Here is a 23,995-nt window from a genome sequence, read left to right as displayed (position 1 = left end):
AAATTCAGATTTGCCCTACGTGGTTTGCTGAAAGGACCTTTAGAAATTAGCACTTTGACTACAGACATTCCTTCAAGCCGGTCAGTGTCCCTGTGGGAGCTGGCTTGCCAGCGATGAGGTCGGCACATTCAACTTATCGCTGACTGACACACCGTCATCGCTGGCAAGCCAGCTCCCACAGGGTTCTCCAGTGTTGTTGAAGAATCACAGGCAACAAAAAACGGCCCGCCTCCGGTAGGAAACGAGCCGTTTTCATGTGAGCCGAAGCTCAGTCCATCACTTGTTCAGATGGAAATCTTTTTCCGCTGCCTCGAAGCGCTCAACCATGCCGCGAGTCGGTTCACCCGCCTTGCTGACAAAGTAGATGGCGAGGCTGGCAAAGATGAAGCCCGGAATGATTTCGTACAGACCCAGCAGTTCGAAATGTTTCCAGACCACCACGGTGATTGCCCCGACCAGAATGCCGGCCAGTGCGCCGTTGCGGGTCATGTCTTTCCAGACGACCGAGATCAGCACCACCGGACCGAACGCAGCACCGAAACCGGCCCAGGCGTAGGACACCAGACCCAGTACGCGGTTTTCCGGGTTGGCAGCCATCGCGATAGCAATCAAGGCTACCAGCAGCACCATGGCACGACCGACCCAGACCAGCTCAAGCTGGGAGGCCGACTTGCGCAGGAAGGTCTTGTAGAAGTCTTCGGTCAGGGCGCTCGAGCACACCAGCAACTGGCAGCTCAGGGTGCTCATTACCGCAGCCAGAATGGCCGACAGCAGCACACCGGCAACCCATGGGTTGAAGAGGATTTTCGCCAGTTCGATGAACACGCGCTCCGGGTTCTCGGTGACCGGACCGGCCACTTCCGGGTGCGCCGAGAAGTAAGCGATACCGAAGAAGCCCACCGCCACGGTGCCGCCCAGGCACAGGATCATCCAGGCCATGGAAATGCGACGCGCCTTGGCGATCGACTTCACCGAATCCGCCGCCATGAAACGCGCGAGGATGTGCGGCTGGCCGAAGTAGCCCAGACCCCAACCCATCAGCGAGATGATGCCAATGAAGGTGGTGCCTTTGAGCATGTCGAAGTTGCTCGGATCCTGCGCTTCGATGGCCAGGAACGTGGTGTCGACGCCGCCGGTGGCCAGCAGGACGATGATCGGCGTAAGGATCAGCGCGAAGATCATCAGGGTCGCTTGTACGGTGTCGGTCCAGCTCACCGCGAGAAAACCGCCGACGAAGGTGTAAGCAATGGTCGCCGCAGCACCGGCCCACAGCGCCGTCTCGTAGGACATGCCAAAGGTGCTTTCGAACAGACGCGCACCGGCGACGATGCCGGAAGCGCAGTAGATGGTGAAGAACACCAGAATCACCACCGCCGAGATAATCCGCAGCAAGCCGCTTTTATCTTCGAAACGGCTGGAGAAGTAGTCCGGCAGAGTCAGTGCATCGCCGTTGTGCTCGGTCTGCACCCGCAGACGGCCGGCGACGAACAGCCAGTTCAGGTAGGCACCGACGATCAGGCCGATGGCGATCCAGCTTTCGGACAGACCGGACATGTAGATGGCGCCCGGCAGGCCCATCAGCAACCAGCCGCTCATGTCGGAGGCACCGGCAGACAGCGCGGTGACGACGCTGCCGAGGCTGCGACCGCCGAGAATATAGTCGGAAAGGTTATTCGTGGAGCGATAGGCCATGAAGCCGATCAGCACCATTGCTGCGATGTAGATCACGAACGTGATCAGGGTTGGATTGCTTACGCTCATTGAGTTACGCCCTGGCTTTGTTTTTATGTAGCGGCGGTAGTGAACCGCTCGCAAACGACGACGTTTGGCAGACGATCCGGGATCCCGCGCATTTAAGACTGATGTTTCCCCAGGAAAGCCATCAGCCGGTACACCGGGTTATTCCCGGTTGCACCTTGGCGGCGAATGCTATGCAACAAAGCAAATAAGGTGCAACCAGTTTCGCGAGAATTAGTTGCACCCAATCGGATTAATCGACGATCACCCCGTTTTTGCTCCCTTTTGTGGCAGTCATGCCTCTTTGCTAGAAGTAAAAGCACCAAGCAGGAGCAGCACTTTCGTACCAGAAATTATTTCCTGACGAGCTGCGTATTATTCCGGCAAAAAAAGGGTTGCACCCGGTTGCACCTCATTCAGCGCACGGCTAATCTTGCGGCCAGCTGATGCCACGCAACTGTGGCAACCATGAGGATAAAAATATGGCTACCACCACCCTTGGGGTCAAACTCGATGACCCGACCCGCGAGCGCCTGAAGGCTGCCGCAACCTCGATTGATCGCACGCCGCACTGGCTGATCAAGCAGGCAATTTTCAATTACCTGGAAAAACTCGAGGGTGGTGCAACCCTGACCGAGTTGAACGGTTTGACCGCCAAAGACGCCGATGACGCAGGCGAAGTGCAGACCGATCACGCTCACCAATGCTTCCTCGAATTCGCTGAAAGCATCCTCCCGCAATCGGTGCTGCGCGCTTCGATCACCGCTGCTTACCGCCGCCCTGAGCCGGAAGTGGTGCCAATGCTGATCGAGCAGGCACGCCTGCCGGCACCGATGGCCGAAGCCACCAACAAGCTCGCGGCGACCATCGCCGAAAAACTGCGTAACCAGAAAAGTGCCGGCGGTCGTGCCGGTATTGTTCAGGGTCTGTTGCAGGAATTCTCCTTGTCGTCCCAGGAAGGCGTGGCGCTGATGTGCCTGGCCGAAGCGCTGCTGCGCATCCCGGACAAAGGCACCCGCGATGCGCTGATCCGCGACAAGATCAGCACCGGCAACTGGCATCCGCACCTGGGCAACAGCCCTTCGCTGTTCGTCAACGCTGCGACCTGGGGTCTGCTGCTGACTGGCAAACTGGTCTCCACCCACAACGAAGCCGGCCTGACCTCGTCGCTGAGCCGCATCATCGGCAAGAGCGGCGAGCCGATGATCCGCAAGGGCGTCGACATGGCCATGCGCCTGATGGGCGAGCAGTTCGTTACCGGCGAAACCATCGCCGAAGCACTGGCCAATGCGAGCAAGTTCGAAGCCAAAGGCTTCCGTTACTCCTACGACATGCTCGGTGAAGCGGCACTCACTGAAGTCGACGCGCAAAAATACCTGGCCTCGTACGAACAAGCGATCCACTCGATCGGCAAAGCGTCCCACGGTCGTGGAATTTATGAAGGCCCGGGCATCTCCATCAAGCTCTCGGCGCTGCACCCGCGCTACAGCCGTGCGCAGTACGAGCGCGTGATGGACGAGCTGTATCCGCGCCTGCTGTCGCTGACCCTGCTGGCCAAGCAATACGACATCGGCCTGAACATCGACGCCGAAGAAGCCGACCGCCTCGAGCTGTCGTTGGATCTGCTTGAGCGCCTGTGCTTCGAGCCGCAGCTGACTGGCTGGAACGGCATCGGTTTCGTCATCCAGGCTTACCAGAAGCGTTGCCCGTACGTGATCGACTACGTGATCGATCTGGCCCGCCGCAGCCGTCATCGCCTGATGATCCGTCTGGTAAAAGGCGCGTACTGGGACAGCGAAATCAAGCGCGCCCAGGTCGAAGGTCTGGAAGGCTATCCGGTCTACACCCGCAAGGTTTACACCGACGTTTCCTACATTGCGTGCGCACGCAAACTGCTGTCGGTACCGGAAGTCATCTACCCGCAATTCGCTACGCACAACGCCCACACCCTGTCGGCGATCTACCACATCGCCGGTCAGAACTATTACCCGGGCCAGTACGAGTTCCAGTGCCTGCACGGCATGGGCGAACCGCTCTACGAGCAGGTTGTCGGCAAGGTTGCCGAAGGCAAGCTGAACCGTCCGTGCCGTGTGTACGCACCGGTCGGCACCCACGAAACCCTGCTGGCGTACCTGGTGCGTCGTCTGCTGGAAAACGGTGCCAACACTTCGTTCGTCAACCGTATCGCCGACCAGTCGATTTCGATTCAGGAACTGGTGGCCGATCCGGTGGCGCAGATCGAGCAGATGGCCACCGTGGAAGGTGGTTTCGGCCTGCCGCACCCGCGCATTCCGCTGCCGCGTGACCTGTACGGTGCCGAGCGCGCCAACTCGAGCGGCATCGACATGGCCAACGAACATCGTCTGGCCTCGCTGTCCTGCGCCCTGCTCGCCACCGCGCACAACGACTGGAAAGCCGCGCCGATGCTCGGTTGCGCGTCCAGCAACGAAACGCCGGTCGCCGTGCTGAACCCGTCCGATCACCGCGATGTGGTCGGTCATGTTCAAGAAGCTACCGTTGAAGATGTCGACAGCGCCATTCAATGCGCGCTGAACGCCGCGCCGATCTGGCAGGCCACCCCGCCGGCCGAACGTGCGGCGATCCTGGAACGTGCCGCTGACCTGATGGAAGGCGAGATCCAGCCGCTGATGGGCCTGCTGGCTCGCGAAGCCGGCAAGACCTACGCCAACGCCATCGCCGAAGTCCGCGAAGCCGTCGACTTCCTGCGTTATTACGCGGTGCAGGCGCGCAACGATTTCAGCAACGACGCCCACCGCCCACTGGGCCCGGTGGTGTGCATCAGCCCGTGGAACTTCCCGCTGGCAATCTTCAGCGGCCAGGTCGCTGCGGCATTGGCTGCCGGTAATCCGGTACTGGCCAAACCGGCCGAGCAGACTCCGCTGGTAGCGGCTCAGGCTGTGCGCCTGATGCTCGAAGCCGGCATCCCGGAAGGCGTGCTGCAACTGCTGCCGGGGCGCGGTGAAACCGTCGGCGCCGGTCTGGTCGGTGACGAACGCGTCAAAGGCGTGATGTTCACCGGTTCCACCGAAGTCGCGCGCTTGCTGCAACGCAACATCGCTGGCCGTCTCGACAGCCAGGGCCGTCCGATTCCGCTGATCGCCGAAACCGGTGGCCAGAACGCGATGATCGTCGATTCCTCGGCACTGACTGAACAAGTGGTGATCGACGTGGTGTCGTCGGCCTTCGACAGCGCCGGCCAGCGTTGCTCGGCACTGCGCGTGCTGTGCCTGCAGGAAGATTCCGCCGATCGCGTCATCGAAATGCTCAAGGGTGCCATGGCCGAAAGCCGTCTCGGCAACCCCGAGCGTCTGTCCGTGGACATCGGCCCGGTGATCGACGCCGAAGCCAAGGCCGGCATCGACAAGCACATCCAGGGCATGCGCGACAAAGGTCGCAATGTTTACCAGGTTGCGATTGCCGACAGCGAAGAGATCAAGCGCGGCACCTTCGTCATGCCGACCCTGATCGAGCTGGAAAGCTTCGACGAACTGCAACGCGAGATCTTCGGCCCGGTACTGCACGTGGTGCGCTACAAGCGCAAAGAGCTGGATCAACTGATCGGCCAGATCAACGCCTCCGGTTACGGCCTGACGCTGGGCGTGCACACGCGCATCGACGAGACCATCGCCAAGGTGATCGACAACGTCAACGCCGGTAACGTCTACGTCAACCGCAACATCGTCGGTGCCGTGGTCGGCGTGCAGCCATTCGGCGGCGAAGGCCTGTCGGGTACTGGCCCGAAAGCCGGCGGCCCGCTGTATCTGTACCGTTTGCTGTCGACGCGTCCTAGCGACGCCATCGAGCAATCCTTCGCTCGCGGTGACGCCATCGTCGCCCCGGACGTGCGCTTGCGCGATGCCATGAGCCAATCGTTGAACGCTCTGAAAGCCTGGGCCGACAACAACAAGTTCGCCGATCTGAGCACCCTGTGCGTGCAATACGCAGCACAGTCGCAGAGCGGCATCACCCGCGTGCTGGCTGGCCCGACCGGCGAGAAAAACAGCTACGCCATTCTGCCGCGCGAACACGTGCTGTGCCTGGCGGAAGTTGAAGGTGATCTGCTGACGCAACTGGCGGCGGTGCTGGCAGTGGGCGGTTCGGCGGTGTGGCCGGAAACCGAGCTGACCAAGGCGTTGTTCGCCCGTCTGCCGAAGGAAGTCCAGGCGCGGATCAAACGTGTTGCCGACTGGAACAAGGACGAAGTGGTGTTCGATGCCGTGCTGCATCACGGCCACTCCGACCAGTTGCGCGGCGTCTGCCAGCAGATCGCCCAGCGTGGCGGCGCGATCGTTGGCGTTCAGGGACTGTCCCAAGGCGAGACCAACATTGCCCTGGAGCGCCTGGTGATCGAGCGTGCATTGAGCGTGAACACGGCTGCTGCTGGAGGCAATGCCAGTCTGATGACGATCGGTTAAACCGCTGTAAGTCCAGGCGACTGCAATGGTTGCCTGGTAAGCAATACCCTGCGGCAGCGAGCCTGCTCGCGAAGACGGCGTTTCAGTCGACATCAATGTTGCCTGAACCACCGCTTTCGCGAGCAGGCTCGCTTCCACAGAAGATCAAAAGATCGCAGCCTTCGGCAGCTCCTTGTATGTTCCCCACACACCAGCATGAATGAGATCTAAGCTCGCTGGTGCGACATACGAAGATGTGTTTCTGGGGGAGACCGATCGCTCCTTAAGGCAGGACTTGCTCCTGACCTTGTATGTAGAGAGGTCCCCCCGCCTCATTGCCCACCACGAAGAGTATCGAGAAGCCGACGAGTCGGACTTCGCATTACAAGGTTGCAGTGGCATGAAGTTCGAGGTCAGGGGAACCAGGAAGCATTTTTAACTCAGTTCTCTTGGAGTTGAAAGCATGAACATGCACGTCGGCTTGGATGTGGGATCTCGCACTACAGCGATGGGCTGGCGCAATGGCGGCCGCTTTGCAGGTCAGTGCAATATCGACCAGACACCGGCGGGGCGCAAAGCTGCTGTCGGCAAATTGCTTGAGCTCAAGCCTATGTCTGTGGTGATGGAAGCCACAGGAATCTACTATCTGGACTTGGCCATGGAGCTCGCTGCGGCGGGTTTGCCAGTCTCGGTTATCAATCCGAAGAGTTTTCACAACTTTGCAAAACTGATGCTGAAAAACAGCAAAACGGACGCAATCGATGCCCAGTTATTAGCTGAGTACGGCGAACGCATGAGCCCAAGGTTGTGGACGCCGCCCACTTCAATACAGCTTGAGCTACGCGCTATCGGTCGCCACATCAATCGTTTGACGGGTCATCGCACCCGCGCCAAAAACGAGCTGCATGCACTAAAAGCCACTCAAACAACTCTTCTGATGCTGATTGAAGACGAAGAAGAAGCCATCAACGCCTTTGACAAACGAATCGAGCGTTTCCGACTAGCGGGTCGTGCATTGATCGACAACTGCCCAACGTTGAGCGCCCAGTTCGCCCACATGATCGCCGCCCCTGGCATGGGTGAGATCTCAGTATTTGCGGCGCTGGCTGAACTGACGACCTTACCGGTAACGCTCAAGTCAGCGCAGGTCAGCCGCCATGCCGGACTCGATGTCCGACTCACGCAATCAGGCACCAGCATTGATAAACCCGGCCGGATAAGTAAGGGCGGCAATGCCTATTTGCGATCAGCGATGTACATGCCTGCGCTGACCGCCATACGTTGCGACCCAAATGTGAAAGCGTTTTACGAAGCCTTGGTGGCTCGAGGAAAGAGGAAGATGCAGGCTATTGTCGCAGTCATGCGCAAATACCTGACCGGACTATGGGCCTGCATGCGGGCAGGCGAAGACTTCAGTACAGCCAAGCTTTTTAGCGATAAACACACCCAAAAAGCTTGACCGTGAACAGAGTATCTACAGGGAAACGCATTCCAAATGTAGGAGCTGCCGAAGGCTGCGATCTTTTGCTTCTGCATCACTCTCATCAATCATCCTATCCAGCCTCTATTCCACCGACTTAGACTCGGCCCAACCCCAATTTCCAGGTAGGCCGCCATGTCCGAGACGCTGCTCAGTTCCCGCAATCTGGCTTTCGAGCTGTACGAAGTCCTCGATGCCGAGGGCCTGACCCGGCGCGAGCGCTTTGCCGAGCACAATCGCGAGACCTTCGACGCCGCCATCGGCACCGCGCGCAACATCGCCGAGAAGTACTTTGCGCCGCACAACCGCAAGGGCGACGAGAACGAGCCGCGCTACGTGGATGGTAAGGCGATCCTGATTCCTGAAGTCAAACCGGCGGTGGATGCCTTCCTTGAGGCCGGATTCCTTAACGCAGCGCGCAGTTTCGAGGCCGGCGGTATGCAATTGCCGACCCTGCTGTCGCAAGCCTGCTTCGCGCATTTCCAGTCCGCCAATGCAGCTTCGACGTCCTACCCGTTCCTGACCATGGGCGCGGCCAATCTGATCGAGAGCTTTGGCAGCGAAGAGCAGAAACAGCGCTTCCTGCAACCGATGATCGACGGACGTTTCTTCGGCACCATGGCCCTGACCGAGCCCCATGCCGGTTCATCGCTGTCGGACATTCGTACCCGCGCCGAGCCTGCGTCCGACGGCACCTATCGCCTGAAGGGCAACAAGATCTTCATTTCCGGCGGCGATCACCCGCTGTCGGAAAACATCGTGCACATGGTTCTGGCCAAACTGCCGGACGCCCCGCCGGGGGTGAAAGGTATTTCGCTGTTTATCGTGCCGAAGTTTCTGGTCAACGACGACGGCAGCCTCGGCCAGCGCAACGACGTGCTGCTCGCCGGTTTGTTCCACAAGATGGGCTGGCGCGGCACCACATCGACGGCGCTGAACTTCGGCGATAACGGTGAGTGCGTCGGCTATCTGGTGGGCAAACCGCACCATGGTTTGAGCTACATGTTCCAGATGATGAACGAAGCGCGAATCGGCGTCGGCATGGGCGCGGTGATGCTCGGCTATGCCGGTTACCTGTATTCACTGGAATATGCGCGTGAGCGGCCGCAGGGCCGGGTGCCGGACAGCAAGGATCCGACCACTGCGCCGGTGGCGATCATTCAGCACGCGGACGTCAGACGCATGCTGCTGACGCAGAAATCCTACGTCGAAGGTGCGTTTGACCTCGGCCTGTACGCCGCGCGGTTGTTCGATGACACCACCACGCTGGAAACCGAAGCCGAACGCAAACAGGCTCATGAGCTGCTGGACCTGCTGACGCCCATCGTCAAATCCTGGCCTTCGGAGTTCTGCCTCAAAGCCAACGAACTGGCGATCCAGATTCTTGGCGGCCACGGCTACACCCGTGAGTACCCGGTGGAGCAGTACTACCGCGACAACCGCTTGAACCCGATCCACGAAGGCACCCACGGCATCCAGTCTCTGGATTTGCTCGGGCGCAAACTGGCGCAGAACGGTGGCGCCGGTCTCAAGCAGCTGATTCGATTGATCGCCAACACGGCCGAACGCGCTACTGCATACGACTCGCTGGATGCACTGCGCGAACCGCTGGAAAAACTCGTTGCCCGCTTGCAAACCGTGACCATCGGCCTGCTCACCGATCTGGCCCAAGGCAAGGTCAACAGCAGCCTGGCGAACTCAGCGCTGTACCTGAAAGTGTTCGGCCACGCAGTGATCGGCTGGCGCTGGCTGGAGCAGGCGATTCGCGCTGAAGAAGGCCTGGCCAAAGGGAATGCTGCAGATGTCGACTTCTATAAGGGCAAGTTGCAGGCGGCGCGGTATTTCCTGACATGGGAAGTGCCGGGTTGCCAGCATGAGCTGGACTTGCTGGAGGCGCGGGATGATACGTGTCTGGGGATGCGGGATGCGTGGTTCTGAAACGCTACCCTCACCCCAGCCCTCTCCCGGAGGGAGAGGGGGCCGAATGGGGGATATTCAAGAAGTACGCCGACCTGAAAGGGCCTTGCCGGATCCATAATCGACTGGTGTTTTCAGGTCGACGTATAGCGATAGACGCCTCGGTCAGTCCCCTCTCCCTCCGGGAGAGGGCTAGGGTGAGGGGCTTTTCAGGTCTGATACTCAACTCAGTTTGAACCCACCCATCTGCCGCGCCAGATCATCCGCCAGCCGCTGCAACATCTGACAATCCTCACGACACGCACGAACCTCCCCCGCCGTCGCCCGCGCCAGATCGGAAATCCCCTGCACGTTGCGGTTGATCTCTTCAGTCACCGCCGACTGCTCTTCGGTTGCCGTCGCCACCTGATGGTTCATATCGCTGATGCGCTCGACCTGACCGGTGATCGCCGTCAGCGATGCGCCGGTGCGCTGGCTCGATTCAACCCCGGTGCCGGTCGCGGCCTGGCCGGTGCGCATCGATGACACGGCGTTTTCCGCGCCTTGCTTGAGGCTGCCGATCATCAATTGAATTTCGTCGGTCGAGGCCTGGGTCCTGCGCGCGAGGGTGCGCACTTCATCGGCGACCACCGCGAAGCCACGGCCCATATCGCCGGCGCGGGCAGCTTCGATGGCGGCGTTGAGTGCCAGCAGATTGGTCTGTTCGGAAACGCCACGAATCACCGCCAGCACCGAATCGATCGACGCCACTTGCTGCGCAAGCTCACCCACTGCGCCCGCCGCTAAGCCGATCTCATCGGACATGCTTTCGATATGACGGATCGAGCCACCGACCACTTCCCGTGCCTGCAACGCCTCATCGCGCGCGGTTTGCGAGGCAAGCGCGGCGTTGCCAGCGTTCTGCGCGATTTCCTGCACGGTCAGGCCCATTTCGTGGACGGCGGTGGCTACCATGTCGGTCATTTCCTGCTGCCGGCCGGAACGCTCGGCGGTGTTGTCCACCACCGTAGCCACTTGCCCTACGGCTGTGCGCAGGCGCTCGCTGGTGGTCAGCACTTCACCGATCATTGCGCGCTGGCTGTCGAGGAAACGGTTGAAGCCGCGCGCCAGGTCGCCCAGCTCATCGGCACGGCTGGAATCTAACCGGTGGGTCAAATCTCCACCACCGCTACCGATGGCCACCAGCGCCCGTGTTACTTGTCGAATCGGTCGCACCAGCCCCTGCGCCAGCCACACCACCAACGCCAGGCAGACCAGCGCCACCACCAGACCGATGCCGCCGCTCATCCACATCGCTTTCCGTGCTTCGGCGTAGATCTGCGACTGCGGCACTTCGGCCACCAGGGTCCAGCCGAGATCGCGCAGGGGCAGGCTGAAGGCGAGGAAGTCTTCACCGTCGCGCTGGAAGCTGCTGTTCACTGCGGATTTGTGCCCCATCAGCGCTTGCGCCGCGTTGGCGCCGATCTGCTCGGTCAAGGTGCGTTTGCCGCTGAACTGCGCTTCAGGATGGACCTGAATCAAACCATCGGAACGCACGAGATAGACCTTGCCGCGCTCGCCGAAACTGAAGTTGTGAATCAGCTCCGACAGCTCTTTCATGCTCAGCCCAAGTCCGGCGACACCAACGACTTTGCCGGCCTGCTCGACCTTCAGATCGATGAACAAGGCCAGCTCGCCCGTGGCGCCGTCGTTGTCGATGTTCAGCGTGCGCGGCTGATTGCTGTCGAGAAAGGAATAGAACCAGGCGTCGGCCGGTTTCGCGCGACTGAGGGTGCGATCGAGGCCTTTTTCGGTGATGTAGTGATTGGATTCGATGCCGATGATCAGCGCAGTGAAGGCCTTGTGTTCGGCGCGGATGCCTTCCAGATACTGCGCAAAGAGCGCGGTTTTGCTGCTGTCCTCGCCTGTCGCCAGCCAGTCACGCACCATGGTGTTGCTGGCGATGTCCTTGGCGGCGGTGAGCGGTTGCACGAGGATGCGTTCGATATCGTTGCGCGTCGCTTCAATGCTCGACGGCAGCGCTTGTTCGACCAGATAGCTCTGGGCGAGGCGGTTGACCACCAGGGTATAAATGCCAACCACAATCACGATGCTGATCAGCAGGGCCGCGCCCATGCCGAGAATCAACTGCCACTGAATACTGCGTCGCCACCACTGCATGGAGCACCCCCGAAGAATAAGAGCCTGAACCACTGCAACAGCCGTGCCGATTGTATACAAAGAGCATCAGAATAAAACACAACCTTCGGTACAGCCGTATCCTTACAAGCAAGAAGCTGGCCGTTATATCGAGGGATTCACTGTCAAGTCTGACAGGTTACAACTTGCATCGGGTGGCTTAGATTCGCGGTTTCACGTCTGTGACAAGCATCCGCGTCGCAGATCCAAGCCGTCCATCGCAGGAGAAAGAACATGACTGACACCGGTCCACGAGAGAATTTTGTTCAGGCAATGGCTGACAACGATACGTTTGTTAAATCGGCGCTCATTGGCGACTTTGTCGGGAGCTCGACTTCTCAATCGATGATTATTCGCAGGCACTTCACCGAGGTCATGGTTTTCCCGGTAATCCATTACAAAATTACGATCACCACTCTCGCAGGCACGACGTACAGCACAGTTCAGCCAATTCCGTCGGCAGAATATATCTACCTGCTTTCCAAGGGTGATGAAGTGACGATCGAAAATACTACCTATAGAGTTTCCCACTCAGAGTTCATCAAGCAATCCGATGGAGAATGGACAACAAAAGTCTACTGGCAGCCAATACTCCAAGCCTCATAGCAACAAGACCTCAGCATGTTCAGCGCCTCAATGTACCGAGGCGCTGCGAAAAGCGAGTCAACCCTGACTGATCGTCTTGGCAATGGTGTCGACCGTGGCGCTGACTTGCTCTTGATAACGGTCGAGTTCTTCCTGGTGCTGTTTCTTCATTTCGATCTGCTGCGAGCACAGATTCATCGCCGCCAGCACCAGCAAACGGTCACCGATCAGCGTCGGGTATTTGCGCTTGGTGTCTTCCAGCGCGGCCTTGAGCATCATCGCCGCGTCCAACAGGGTCTGTTCTTCCCCGGCCGGTGCCTTGATCGAATAGTCCTCGCCGAGAATGGAGATGACTTTTACCCCTGCTGTGCCGTGGTTCATGCGCTGACAGGACCGGCATTGACGCGATCAACCAGCGCCTGGATGCGCGCGGCGGTGGCGCCGTGTTTTTCTTCCTGCTCCATCAGGTTCAGTTGCAGGTTTTCGTTTTCATCCTTGGCCTGGGCCAGTTCCGTGGACAGAGTCTGGTTGGTCTGCAGCAGGGTCTGGTTCTGTTGCACCAGGTCGCTGACGAGCTGTTCCAATTGGCTGAGGGATGCTTCCAACATTTTGATCTTCCAAGCGTTTTTCAAAGGGCGCGTACGATAAAGAAAAGTCACCACGGATGCCAGGGTTAAACCGGCGCAAGGCCTTGATTTTCCTGGGTGGGCGAAGCTTCTCGCGAGTTTAAAAGACTGTGATTGGTCGATCTGGTTCCTGCACTTCGTCGCTCAAGCCTGTCTGCGACAAATACGCACACCACCTCAAGACTTTAGTCGTATGACCGATAAGTCACCCATACAGCAGTCTCAGCCCGCATGGATGCGGCCCTTTTCGGTATCCGCCCATGTCCCTTCGCAATATGAACATCGCCCCACGGGCGTTCACCGGCTTCGCCCTGATCGGCGGCCTGATGTTGATCCTCGGCGTGTTTGCGCTGAACCAGATGAGCAAGATCCGCGCGGCCGGCGAAGACATCGCCACCGCCAGCGTGCCGTCGATCAAGGCTCTGGACGAATTCACCCAACTGACCCTGCGCCTGCGCGTGCTCTCCTATCGTTTGCTGATCAACCGCGAACCCGACGTGCAGCAGAAAACCATCGAACTGTTCGACCTGCGCAATCGCCAGATCGCCGATGCGCAACGCGCATACGAGCCACTGATCGAAGGCCCGCAGGAACGTGCGGCGTACGATCAGTACGTGCAATTGCTGGCGCAGTACCGTCAGCTCGAAGAGCGGATGAAAACCCTGTCGCGCAACAATCAGATCGACGAGTTGCGGCAGATGCTCAACAGCGATTTGCTGAGCAATTCGGAAGCGGTGAATACCGCGCTGGCGCGCTTGCTGGAGATCAACACCCAGCAGATCGCCGAAACCGACCAGGGCGCGAAGGATCAGTATTCGATGTCGTTCAATCTGGTGGTGACCTTGCTGGTGATCGCCAGCGGCCTGACCCTGCTGTTCGCCTGGTTGCTGACCGTGAGCATTACCAAGCCGATTTCCAAGGCACTGGAGGCGGCGGAAACCATCGCCGAAGGCAACCTGACCCAGCCGATCCATGTCGATGGCGAAGATGAAGCCGGGCGCCTGCTGGCGGCGATGGCGAAGATGCAATCGAAGCTGCGCGATACCCTGCAGCGCATCTCCGGTTCGGCCACACAGCTTGCGTCTGCCGCAGAAGAGCTGAACAGCGTCACCGATGAAAGTGCTCGCGGCCTGACCCAGCAGAACAACGAAATCGAGCAGGCGGCCACTGCCGTGAACGAGATGACCAGCGCCGTCGAAGAAGTCGCGCGCAACGCGGTCAGCACTTCGGAAGCCTCGAAAAACGCCACCACTTCGGCGGGCGACGGTCGTGATCTGGTGCAGGAAACCGTCAGCGCCATCGAACGCATGAGCGCCGATGTGCAGAGCACCGCGTCGCTGATCGGCGACCTGGCCAATGAATCCCGCGACATCGGCAAGGTGCTCGACGTGATCCGTGGCCTCGCCGACCAGACCAACCTGCTGGCATTGAACGCAGCGATCGAAGCGGCCCGTGCCGGTGAGGCCGGTCGTGGTTTTGCCGTGGTGGCGGACGAAGTGCGCGCACTGGCCCATCGCACCCAGCAGTCGACCAGCGAAATCGAGCGCATGATCGGCAGCATCCAGAGCGGCACCGAGCATGCCGTGGATTCGATGCGCAACAGCACCGAGCGCGCCGAGTCGACGCTCAACATCGCCCGTGGCGCCGGGATGTCGCTGGACACGATCAACAGCGCCATCGTCGAAATCAACGAGCGCAACCTGGTCATCGCCAGCGCTGCCGAAGAGCAGGCGCAGGTGGCGCGGGAAGTCGATCGCAATCTGGTCAACATCCGCGATCTGTCGGTGCAGTCGGCGACCGGCGCCAATCAGACCAGCGCGGCGAGCAATGAGCTGTCGCGCCTGGCGCTGGATCTGAACAACATGGTTGGGCGGTTCAGCCTCTAAGATCAAAGGCTACCCCCTCACCCCAGCCCTCTCCCCCAAGGGGGCGAGGGGGAAAGGGAGCAGATTGAGGGCCTTTCAGATTTTGAGTTCGGCTCGATATTGCAAGTCGGTGTAACCTGCACAAACACCTCGGTCAGTCCCCTCTCCCTCCGGGAGAGGGCTAGGGTGAGGGCCGCAATCCTCCGCCTGCCGCAAAACCTGATGCACCCTGAAAACCTTTTTGACAGCATCACATTTCAACAGGTTAGAATCGCTGGCACGCAGACTGCATGGTCAGTTTGTGCCCCCGTCTTTACGCTTCTGGAGTACTGCCTTTGAATGCGACGACCATCAACAGCCTGTTCTTGATCGGCGCGTTGCTGGTAGGCGCAAGCATTCTTGTCAGTTCTCTTTCTTCACGTCTCGGCATTCCGATTCTGGTCATCATCCTCGCGGTCGGCATGGCGGCAGGGGTCGATGGTGGCGGGATCATTTTCGATAACTACCCGACGGCCTATCTGGTCGGCAACCTCGCCCTTGCAGTGATCCTGCTCGACGGCGGCTTGCGTACACGGGTATCGAGTTTCCGCGTGGCGTTATGGCCGGCGCTGTCGCTGGCCACGGTCGGGGTGTTGATCACCACCGGGCTGACCGGCATGGCCGCTGCGTGGCTGTTCGACCTCAATCTGATTCAGGGCCTGCTGATCGGCGCCATCGTCGGTTCGACCGACGCCGCTGCGGTGTTCTCGCTGCTCGGCGGTAAAGGCCTAAACGAACGGGTCAGCGCCAGTCTGGAAATCGAATCCGGCAGCAACGACCCGATGGCGGTGTTTCTCACCGTCACCCTGATCGACATGCTCGCCAGCGGCGAAACCGGCCTGCACTGGAGCCTGCTGACCCACCTGATCCGCGAGTTCGGCATCGGTGGTGTGATCGGCCTGGGCGGCGGCTGGGTGATGCTGCAACTGGTCAATCGCATCAATCTCGCCGCCGGGCTCTATCCGATTCTGATCATCGCTGGCGGTCTGGTGGTGTTCGCGCTGACCAACGCCTTGCATGGCAGTGGTTTCCTCGCCGTGTACCTGTGCGGTCTGGTGATCGGCAACCGCCCGGTGCGTAGCCGCCACGGCATTCTGCACATGCTCGACGGCATGGCCTGGCTGGCGCAGATCGGCATGTTCCTGGTGCTGGGCCTGCTGGTCACGCCCCACGATCTGCTGCCGATCGCCCTGCCCGCCCTCGGTCTGGCGCTGTGGATGATCCTGTTCGCGCGGCCGCTGTCGGTGATGGTCGGCCTGCTGCCGTTCAAGGCCTTCCACGGTCGCGAAAAAGCCTTTATTTCCTGGGTCGGCCTGCGCGGCGCGGTGCCGATCATTCTCGCGGTGTTCCCGCTGATGGCCGGCCTGCCGCAAGCGCAGCTCTACTTCAATCTCGCGTTCTTCATCGTGTTGGTCTCGCTGCTGGTGCAGGGCACAAGCCTGCCGTGGGTGGCCAAGCTGCTCAAGGTGACGGTGCCGCCGGAACCCGCGCCGATTTCCCGGGCGGCACTGGAAGTGCACGTCACCAGCGAGTGGGAGCTGTTCGTTTACAAGCTCGGCGCGGAGAAATGGTGCATCGGCTCGCCCCTGCGTGAGCTGAAAATGCCCGAAGGCACCCGCATCGCGGCGCTGTTTCGTGGCCAGCAACTGCTCCATCCGTCGGGTAGTACGGTGCTGGAAGTCGATGATTTGCTGTGTGTTATTGGCCATGAACACAACTTGTCGGCCCTCGGCAAACTGTTCAGCCAGGCGCCGCAACGTGGCCTCGATTTGCGCTTCTTCGGCGACTTCGTACTCGAAGGAGACGCCCAGCTTAAAGCGGTTGCAGCGCTGTATGGCTTGCCGGCCGAAGGCATCGATCCGGACATGACCCTGGGCGCGTTCATCGCCCAGAAAGTCGGGGGCGCCCCCATCGTCGGCGACCAGGTGGAGTGGAACAACACCCACTGGACGGTTGCGGTTATGGACGGGAACAAGATCGGCAAAGTGGGCGTCAGATTCCCCGAAGGAAGTCGCCCGGGCCCCGGACTCTTCCTCTAAACTGCTTCCACTCTCACTTGCTTGACCGGTCTCTATGCCTACCCTGCGCTCCTTTTTCGCCGCGGCCCTGCTGGGCCTCAGTCTTGTCGTCGGCCCGCTGCATGCTGCCGAACCACCGTCCAGCGATGCCGTGCAGGCCAGCCTCGACAAGCTGGCTGACAGCAAACTGCCGGACGCCGACAAGAAGACCCTGCAGACCGTCCTGCAGAACACCCTCAATCAACTGAACAACCAGCGTGATTACGAGCAGAAGCTGATCGATCTCAAGCGTCAGCTGGCCAACGCGCCGAAGCAGACGATTGAAAACACCCGCGAACTCAGCCGCCTCAAGGCCACCGCACCGGTGCCGGTAGCGCAGCGTTTTCCGAAAGAGTCGATCCAGCAACTGGAGCAGATCCTCACCGATCGCTCGACCCAGCAAAGCGATCTGCAAAAAGCCCTGGCCGAAGCCAACAGTCTGATCATCACCGCGCAGACTCGCCCCGAGCGTGCGCAGGCGGAGATTTCCGCCAGCCAGACGCGCATCCAGCAGATCAACACCATCCTCAAATCCGGCAAGGACACGGGCAAAACGGTCACCGCCGAACAGCGCGACCAGTTGAACGCCGAACTGGCCGCACTCAATGCACTGATTCCATTGCGCCGCCAGGAGTTGGCCGGCAACACCCAGTTGCAGGATCTGGGCAACGCTCAGCATGACTTGCTCTCGGAGAAATCCGATCGCCTCGACCGCGAGATCCAGGAACTGCAAACCCTGATCAACCAGAAGCGTCTGGCGCAGTCGCAGGAAACAGTTACCCAGCAATCGATCGAAGCGCAGAAGGCCGGCGGCAGCAGCCTGCTGGCGAGCGAGAGCGCGACCAACCTCAAGCTTTCCGACTATTTGCTCAAGAGCACCGACCGTCTCAACGAAGTCACGCAGCAGAACCTGCAGACCAAACAGCAACTCGACACCCTGACCCAGAGCGATTCGGCACTGGACGAGCAAATCAGCGTGCTCAAGGGCAGCCTGCTGCTGTCGAAAATTCTCTATAAACAGAAGCAGGCGCTGCCGCACTTGAAGGTCGACCGCGACCTCGCCGACCAGATTGCCGATATTCGCCTGTATCAGTTCGATGTCAGCCAGCAGCGGGAGCTGTTGAGCAATCCGGCGACCTACGTCGACAATTTGCTGGCCACGCAGCCGCCAGAGCAGGTCACCCCGCAACTGCGCAAAAGCCTGCTCGATCTGGCCAACACCCGTGCTGATCTGCTCGAGCGGCTGAACCGCGAATTGAGCGCGATGCTCAATGAATCGATCACCCTGCAGCTCAACCAGAAACAATTGCTGAGCACCGCGCAAAGCCTGCGCGCGACCCTCGACGAACAGATGTTCTGGATCCCCAGCAACAAACCGCTGGATGTGGAATGGATGCGCGGTGTGCCCGAGCGTCTCGAGCGACAGGTCAACACCCTGCCCTGGGCGTCGAGCCTGAGCGAACTGACCGACGGCCTGACCCAGCGTCCCTTGCTGTTCCTGCCATTGGCGCTGCTGATCGGCGCCCTGTTGTGGCGACGCAAAGCGCTGTACGGAAGACTCAACAAGGTGCACCAGGACATCGGCCACTTCAAGCGCGACAGCCAGTGGCACACGCCGCAGGCGATTCTGATCAACATCCTGTTGGCGATGCCGGTGGCGCTGGGTCTGGCGCTGTGCGGTCTGGCCCTGCAGATCGACGCGCGCGGGCAGAACGCCAACATGGGCGCGGCGCTGTTGCAGATGGGCCAGGCCTGGCTGGTGTTCTACACCGCGTACCGGATTCTTGCGCCGGGTGGCGTGGCGGAATTGCACTTCCGCTGGGAGAAGCCGCAGGTCGAGTTCCTTCAGGGCTGGGTGCGTCGACTCGGCCTGGTAGTAATGGCGCTGGTCGCCGTGGTGGCCGTCGCCGAGTTGCAACCGGCGGCGCTGGCCGATGACGTGCTCGGCATGCCGGTGGTGCTGACTTGCTATGCGTTGATGGCATGGCTGCTCAGTCGCCTGCTGATCAGCAGCCCGACGCACCAGAATGCCTCGCTGTTCCGCAAAGCCGTCGGGGTGATGTTCACCCTGCTGCCGATCGCCCTGTTTGTCGCGGTGTGCTTCGGCTACTACTACACCGCACTGAAACTCAGTGATCGCTTGATCAATACCTTGTATCTGCTGATGTTCTGGCTGGTGATCGAGGCGACCTTCGTGCGTGGCCTGAGCGTTGCCGCGCGGCGTCTGGCTTACCAGCGCGCGCTGGCCAAGCGGCAGGCGGCAAAAGAGGCCGGCGACGGCGAAGCGGTGATCGAAGAGCCGACGCTGGATATCGAAAAGGTCAACGAACAGTCCCTGCGCCTGATCCGCCTGGCCCTGCTCGGCGGCTTCATTGCGGCGCTGTACTGGGTCTGGTCGGACCTGATTTCGGTGTTCTCGTATCTGGACAACATCACCCTTTACGAATACACCAGCGGCACCGGCGCCAACATGAGCATGGTGCCGATCAGCATCGGCGACATGCTCGGCGCGCTGATCATCATCGGTATCACCTTCGCTCTGGCGCGCAACTTGCCCGGCCTGCTCGAAGTGTTCGTGCTGTCCAAACTCAATCTGGCCCAGGGCAGCGCTTATGCGACAACGACGCTGCTGTCCTACGTGATTGCCGGCGTTGGTTTTGTCACCACCCTGTCGACCCTCGGCGTCAGTTGGGACAAGTTGCAATGGCTGGTGGCAGCGCTGTCGGTGGGCCTCGGTTTCGGTATGCAGGAGATCTTCGCCAACTTCATCTCCGGCATCATGATCCTCTTCGAACGCCCGGTGCGGATCGGTGACACCATCACCATCGGCAACCTGTCGGGCACGGTGAGCAAGATCCGCATCCGCGCCACAACCATCACCGACTTCGACCGCAAGGACATCATTGTCCCGAACAAAACGTTCATCACCGGGCAACTGATCAACTGGTCGCTGACCGACACCATCACCCGCGTCACGCTGAAACTCGGCGTCGACTACGGCTCGGATCTGGATCTGGTCAAGGAGTTGCTGCTCAAAGCGGCTCGGGAGAACCCGCGTGTGCTCAAAGAACCGGAGCCACACGTGTACTTCCTCAACTTCGGCGAAAGCACCCTCGACCACGAACTGCGCATGCATGTGCGCGATCTCGGTGACCGCAACCCGGTGCTGGATGAGGTCAACCGCTTCATCAATCGCGAGTTCAAGAAGCAGCACATCAACATCTCGTTCCGGCAGATGGAGGTTTATCTGAAGAACCTCCACGGTCAGGAATACAAGATGGTGCCTGTGGAGCCCGAGAACAAAACCATCGTGCCGATCGTCGACGGGCAGAAACCGTTGCCGGAACCGCCACCGAGCAAACTCGACTAACCGACATGGTCCCAGCAGAATGCTCGGACATTCTGCTGGAGCCGGCCCGTGAAAGCCCTCGACGAACTGACTTTCGATAACCGCTTTGCCCGGCTGGGCGACGCGTTCTCCGCGCACGTGCTGCCCGAACCGATCGACAATCCGCGTCTGGTGGTCGCCAGCCCGGCCGCTCTGGCCTTGCTTGATCTCGATGCGGCCAGCGCCGACACCGAAGAATTCGCGCAACTGTTTGGCGGCCACAAGCGGTGGGCCGATGCCGAGCCGCGGGCGATGGTGTATTCCGGGCATCAGTTCGGCGGTTATACCCCGCAACTGGGTGACGGGCGCGGCCTGCTGCTGGGTGAGGTGTACAACAACGCTGGCGAGCATTGGGACTTGCACCTCAAAGGCGCCGGGCAGACGCCGTTTTCACGCATGGGCGATGGCCGCGCGGTGCTGCGCTCATCGATTCGCGAGTTTCTCGCCTCCGAGGCGCTGTTTGCGCTGAACATTCCATCTTCGCGGGCAGCCTGCGTGATCGGCTCCGACACGCCGGTCTGGCGGGAAAAGCAGGAACGCGCGGCGATGGTGCTGCGTCTGGCGCCGAGCCATATCCGCTTCGGCCACTTCGAATATTTCTACTACACCAAGCGCCCCGAGCAGCAGAAACAGCTTGGCGAGCATGTGCTGGCGATGCACTTTCCCGAGTGTCTGGAACAACCGGAACCGTATCTGGCGATGTTTCGCGAGATCGTCGAGCGCAACGCCGAGCTGATCGCCAAGTGGCAGGCCTACGGCTTCTGTCACGGCGTGATGAACACCGACAACATGTCGATCCTCGGCATCACCTTCGACTTCGGCCCGTTCGCCTTCCTCGATGACTTCGACGCGCATTTCATCTGCAATCACTCCGATGATCAGGGTCGCTACTCGTTCAGCAATCAGGTGCCGGTGGGCCAGTGGAACCTCAGCGCGCTCGCCCAGGCGCTGACGCCGTTCATCAGCGTCGAGGCCCTGCGCGAAACCCTCGGCTTGTACCTGCCGCTGTTCCAGGCGCACTACCTCGACCTGATGCGCCGCCGCTTCGGCTTCACCACCGCCGAGGACGACGATCAGCAACTGCTGGAAAACCTGCTGCAACTGATGCAGAACAGCGGCGTCGACTACACGCTGTTTTTCCGCCGCCTCGGTGAAGAGTCAGCCGAACAGGCCATCGCCCGCCTGCGCGACGATTTTGTCGATATCAAAGGTTTCGATGCCTGGGGCGAGCGCTACGTCGCCCGGGTTACCCGCGACGGCAATGCCGATCAGGCACAACGCCGCGCACGGATGCATGCAGTCAATCCGCTGTACATCTTGCGCAATTACCTTGCGCAAAAAGCCATCGATGCGGCCGAGCAAGGCGACTATTCCGAGGTGCGCCGATTGCATGCGGTGCTGAGCAAACCGTTTGAGGAGCAGCCGGGGGTGGAGGGTTACGCCGAGCGGCCACCGGAGTGGGGAAAGCATTTGGAGATCAGTTGTTCTTCGTAGGCGCTTCAGCTTAGCGGGTCGATTGCACTGATTACACGGTCGACGATGTCAGACATTGTCACGTCATCCAGTCGCTCGATGAATTTGGCCGTGCCGTCTCGTACCCGTTGTTCTATGTCAAAACTGCGAACCTGATTACACACCGCTACACCATTGGTTTCGTGGCCAGTAATGGCGACCGCCAAACCCATATTCCGGCTGAAATTCCCACCGCTAGTAACAGGCACCGTCATGCTCACGCCCAATGCGTTGATCTCTCTGGGCGTGATCACCACAAAGCGATGTCTGTTCATCATCTCCCGCCCCGCCACTGGGTTTGGATCAATCCAGTAAACGTCACCCCGCTGAGGGGGCTGTCGGCGCACCATCAACCCAGCTCCCGGCCGACAGAATCACCTTCAAGGGTCTCGCTAGTCTGGGCGTTAAGTTTCTGCAATTCTTCTGCGCCTTCGAGTAGCTCTGACAAACTATAACGCTTACGCGTAGCGGCTACGGCTGGACGAGCAATCAGTTCGCCATCGACCACATTCAGCTCTAGCTGTGCGCCAACCTCCAGATGCAACAACTTTAAAAGCGTGGGCGGAATCGTAATGACGGCAGCGCCGCCTTGGCGGCGTATCTTGGAAGTTACGGACATTATGTCGCTCCGATTTGATGCATAGGAATCATCGATTCCTGGATTAGTGCAACAAAAGTAGCACGCAGATAAAGACAAAGCGATCTCCTCACGACAAGCGTAAAACGCCGAATTGGTCTTCAGACTAGCCATCGATCCCGGAACTGTTTTGAGAAAAATGTGAGCAGTTGCGACATTGATAAGTTGGCAGATCGACTCCAAATCAGTTCTATAGACTGCCTATCAGAGAACCAATCATGACCACCCCACTCCTCATCCCCTGCCCCTCCTGCAATGGCGTCAACCGCATTCCAGCCGAGCGTCTCGCCGATCAACCCAAGTGCGGACGCTGCAAGTCTGCGGTGATGGTGAGCAAACCCTTCGAACTCAAACAAGGCGATTACGCCAGTCAGATCAAGGGCGATCTGCCGTTACTGGTGGATGTCTGGGCGGACTGGTGCGGGCCGTGCAAGTCGTTTGCGCCGGTGTTCGAACAGGCTGCGGCGCAGCTGGCGGGCAAGTGCCGGCTGGCCAAGCTCGACAGCGAAGCGAATCAGCAGTTGTCGGCGCAGTTGGGGATTCGCTCGATTCCGAGTCTGATTCTGTTTAAAAACGGCAGGGAAGTGGCGCGGCAGAGCGGTGCGTTGCCATTGCCGCAGTTGATGGCGTGGCTGCGTAGCCAAGGCATCTGACCCAATACAGACCACCCTGTGGGAGCGAGCCTGCTCGCGAAGGCGGCCGATCATTCAACGCTGATGTTGAATGTGCCGGCCTCTTCGCGAGCAGGCTCGCTCCCACAGGATTTGCGTGTGAGTCGGGGAATCAGTGGCCTTCCAGCAGATTGTGCAGTTCAACAAACTGCTGCGTCAGTTTGTGCCGTGGATCGAGGTGGATCAGCGGCATGCTGGCCTGGTGCGACTCGCGCATGCGCACCGAACTGCTCAGATACACCGGTAATACCGGCAAGCCTTCGGCGATCAACTCATCGAGCATCTGCTGTGGCAGGCTGGCCCGCGCCTGAAACTGATTGACCACAATGCCTTCGACTTCCAATCCTTCGTTGTGGTCATCCTTCAACTCTTCGATCTCGGCGATCAGCCCATACAGGGCCTGACGTGAAAAGCTGTCGCAGTCAAAGGGGATCAACACTCGATCTGCGGCAATCAGCGCCGATACCGCGTAGAAATTCAGTGCCGGCGGGGTATCCAGATAAATCCGGTCGTAATCCTCGGACAATTCGTCGAGCAACTTGCGCAGCTTGTTGATCTTGTGTTTCGCCTCGAGCTTGGGCTGCAGGTCAGCCAGCTCGGCGGTGGCAGTAATGATGTGCAGGTTGTCGAACGGCGTTTCATAGATGTCCGCCTGATTCTTTTTCGAGAACGGCCCGGACGACAGGGTCTGTTTGAAGAAATCGGCGATGCCCATCGGAATGTCATCACCGGTGAGCCCGGTCAGATACTGAGTGGAATTGGCCTGGGCATCGAGGTCGACCAACAACGTGCGATAACCCTCGCTGGCGCTGACCGCCGCCAGATTGCAGGCGATGCTGGATTTGCCCACGCCACCTTTCTGATTGAACACCACGCGCCGCATGACCA

At 59.9% G+C, this 23,995-nt stretch carries 16 protein-coding genes and 2 pseudogenes; 10 read left to right on the top strand and 8 right to left on the bottom strand.

The genetic code is table 11. The features are described from left to right. Positions 1 to 276: 276 nt before the first annotated feature. Positions 277 to 1,761 (bottom strand): sodium/proline symporter PutP, encoded by a 1,485-nt coding sequence (gene putP / locus AB4N85_RS24085; protein ID WP_150638076.1) that lies wholly within the window; start codon positions 1,759 to 1,761, stop codon positions 277 to 279. Between the two features lie 458 nt (positions 1,762 to 2,219). Here putP and putA point away from each other — a divergent pair, with 458 nt between their 5' ends. The 3 genes from putA (at position 2,220) to AB4N85_RS24070 (ending at position 9,570) form a co-directional block, all read left to right on the top strand. Beyond that, complete coding sequence (gene putA, locus AB4N85_RS24080) at positions 2,220 to 6,173, top strand: trifunctional transcriptional regulator/proline dehydrogenase/L-glutamate gamma-semialdehyde dehydrogenase (RefSeq protein ID WP_457264584.1); 3,954 nt, start codon at positions 2,220 to 2,222, stop codon at positions 6,171 to 6,173. Positions 6,174 to 6,615: 442 nt separating this feature from the next. Next, positions 6,616 to 7,611: an IS110 family RNA-guided transposase gene (locus AB4N85_RS24075; RefSeq protein WP_460066159.1), complete on the top strand. Its 996-nt coding sequence runs from the start codon at positions 6,616 to 6,618 to the stop codon at positions 7,609 to 7,611. Between the two features lie 156 nt (positions 7,612 to 7,767). Beyond that, entirely contained in the window at positions 7,768 to 9,570 is a 1,803-nt protein-coding gene (locus AB4N85_RS24070; RefSeq protein WP_460066157.1) for an acyl-CoA dehydrogenase, read from the top strand. A 201-nt stretch (positions 9,571 to 9,771) separates the two neighbouring features. Here the strand turns inward: AB4N85_RS24070 and AB4N85_RS24065 are convergent, their stop codons facing one another. Next, positions 9,772 to 10,503: a methyl-accepting chemotaxis protein gene (locus tag AB4N85_RS24065; RefSeq protein ID WP_375123750.1), complete on the bottom strand. Its 732-nt coding sequence runs from the start codon at positions 10,501 to 10,503 to the stop codon at positions 9,772 to 9,774. A 135-nt stretch (positions 10,504 to 10,638) separates the two neighbouring features. Then, positions 10,639 to 11,664: pseudogene (locus tag AB4N85_RS24060) on the bottom strand (cache domain-containing protein); the annotation flags it as partial. A gap of 297 nt (positions 11,665 to 11,961) precedes the next feature. Here AB4N85_RS24060 and AB4N85_RS24055 point away from each other — a divergent pair. After that, complete coding sequence (locus tag AB4N85_RS24055; protein WP_056787429.1) at positions 11,962 to 12,333, top strand: hypothetical protein; 372 nt, start codon at positions 11,962 to 11,964, stop codon at positions 12,331 to 12,333. A gap of 57 nt (positions 12,334 to 12,390) precedes the next feature. Here AB4N85_RS24055 and AB4N85_RS24050 read toward each other — a convergent pair whose 3' ends face one another. Beyond that, the gene (locus AB4N85_RS24050; RefSeq protein WP_056787426.1) at positions 12,391 to 12,693 is read right to left on the bottom strand and encodes a cell division protein ZapA; all 303 of its coding nucleotides are present in this window, start codon (positions 12,691 to 12,693) and stop codon (positions 12,391 to 12,393) included. Further along, the gene (locus AB4N85_RS24045) at positions 12,690 to 12,920 is read right to left on the bottom strand and encodes a hypothetical protein (protein ID WP_016772015.1); all 231 of its coding nucleotides are present in this window, start codon (positions 12,918 to 12,920) and stop codon (positions 12,690 to 12,692) included. The genes AB4N85_RS24050 and AB4N85_RS24045 overlap by 4 nt, the downstream gene beginning before the upstream one ends. A 278-nt stretch (positions 12,921 to 13,198) precedes the next feature. Between AB4N85_RS24045 and AB4N85_RS24040 the strand changes: the two are divergent. The 5 genes and pseudogenes from AB4N85_RS24040 to selO form a co-directional block, all read left to right on the top strand. Beyond that, a pseudogene (locus AB4N85_RS24040) lies at positions 13,199 to 13,921 on the top strand (MCP four helix bundle domain-containing protein); the annotation flags it as partial. A 30-nt stretch (positions 13,922 to 13,951) separates the two neighbouring features. Then, complete coding sequence (locus tag AB4N85_RS24035) at positions 13,952 to 14,824, top strand: methyl-accepting chemotaxis protein (RefSeq protein WP_370695130.1); 873 nt, start codon at positions 13,952 to 13,954, stop codon at positions 14,822 to 14,824. A gap of 314 nt (positions 14,825 to 15,138) precedes the next feature. Then, positions 15,139 to 16,881 (top strand): potassium/proton antiporter, encoded by a 1,743-nt coding sequence (locus tag AB4N85_RS24030; RefSeq protein ID WP_041477603.1) that lies wholly within the window; start codon positions 15,139 to 15,141, stop codon positions 16,879 to 16,881. A 34-nt stretch (positions 16,882 to 16,915) separates the two neighbouring features. Next, on the top strand, positions 16,916 to 20,269 hold the full coding sequence (gene mscK, locus AB4N85_RS24025) for a mechanosensitive channel MscK (protein WP_095181005.1): 3,354 nt from the start codon (positions 16,916 to 16,918) through the stop codon (positions 20,267 to 20,269). A 48-nt stretch (positions 20,270 to 20,317) separates the two neighbouring features. Further along, positions 20,318 to 21,781, top strand: coding sequence for a protein adenylyltransferase SelO (gene selO, locus AB4N85_RS24020; protein WP_460066152.1), 1,464 nt, complete (start codon positions 20,318 to 20,320; stop codon positions 21,779 to 21,781). A 5-nt stretch (positions 21,782 to 21,786) separates the two neighbouring features. On the opposite strand, the gene mazF is transcribed toward selO, so the two are convergent. Both mazF and mazE read right to left on the bottom strand, forming a co-directional pair. After that, positions 21,787 to 22,149 (bottom strand): type II toxin-antitoxin system toxin MazF, encoded by a 363-nt coding sequence (gene mazF, locus AB4N85_RS24015; protein ID WP_041477600.1) that lies wholly within the window; start codon positions 22,147 to 22,149, stop codon positions 21,787 to 21,789. Then, on the bottom strand, positions 22,149 to 22,418 hold the full coding sequence (gene mazE / locus AB4N85_RS24010) for a type II toxin-antitoxin system antitoxin MazE (RefSeq protein WP_008077592.1): 270 nt from the start codon (positions 22,416 to 22,418) through the stop codon (positions 22,149 to 22,151). The genes mazF and mazE overlap by 1 nt, the downstream gene beginning before the upstream one ends. 236 nt (positions 22,419 to 22,654) lie before the next feature. Between mazE and trxC the strand changes: the two genes are divergently transcribed. Further along, entirely contained in the window at positions 22,655 to 23,089 is a 435-nt protein-coding gene (gene trxC, locus AB4N85_RS24005) for a thioredoxin TrxC (RefSeq protein ID WP_056787410.1), read from the top strand. 130 nt (positions 23,090 to 23,219) lie between these two features. Here the strand turns inward: trxC and AB4N85_RS24000 are convergent, their stop codons facing one another. Further along, positions 23,220 to 23,990, bottom strand: a complete 771-nt coding sequence (locus AB4N85_RS24000) for a ParA family protein (RefSeq protein ID WP_056787407.1) — start codon at positions 23,988 to 23,990, stop codon at positions 23,220 to 23,222. Positions 23,991 to 23,995: the final 5 nt, after the last annotated feature.

It is taken from the genome of Pseudomonas sp. H1_G08 (genome assembly GCF_054681355.1).
The sequence above is the reverse complement of the archived record's forward strand: the minus strand, read 5'-3'. Positions and strand labels throughout refer to the sequence as shown.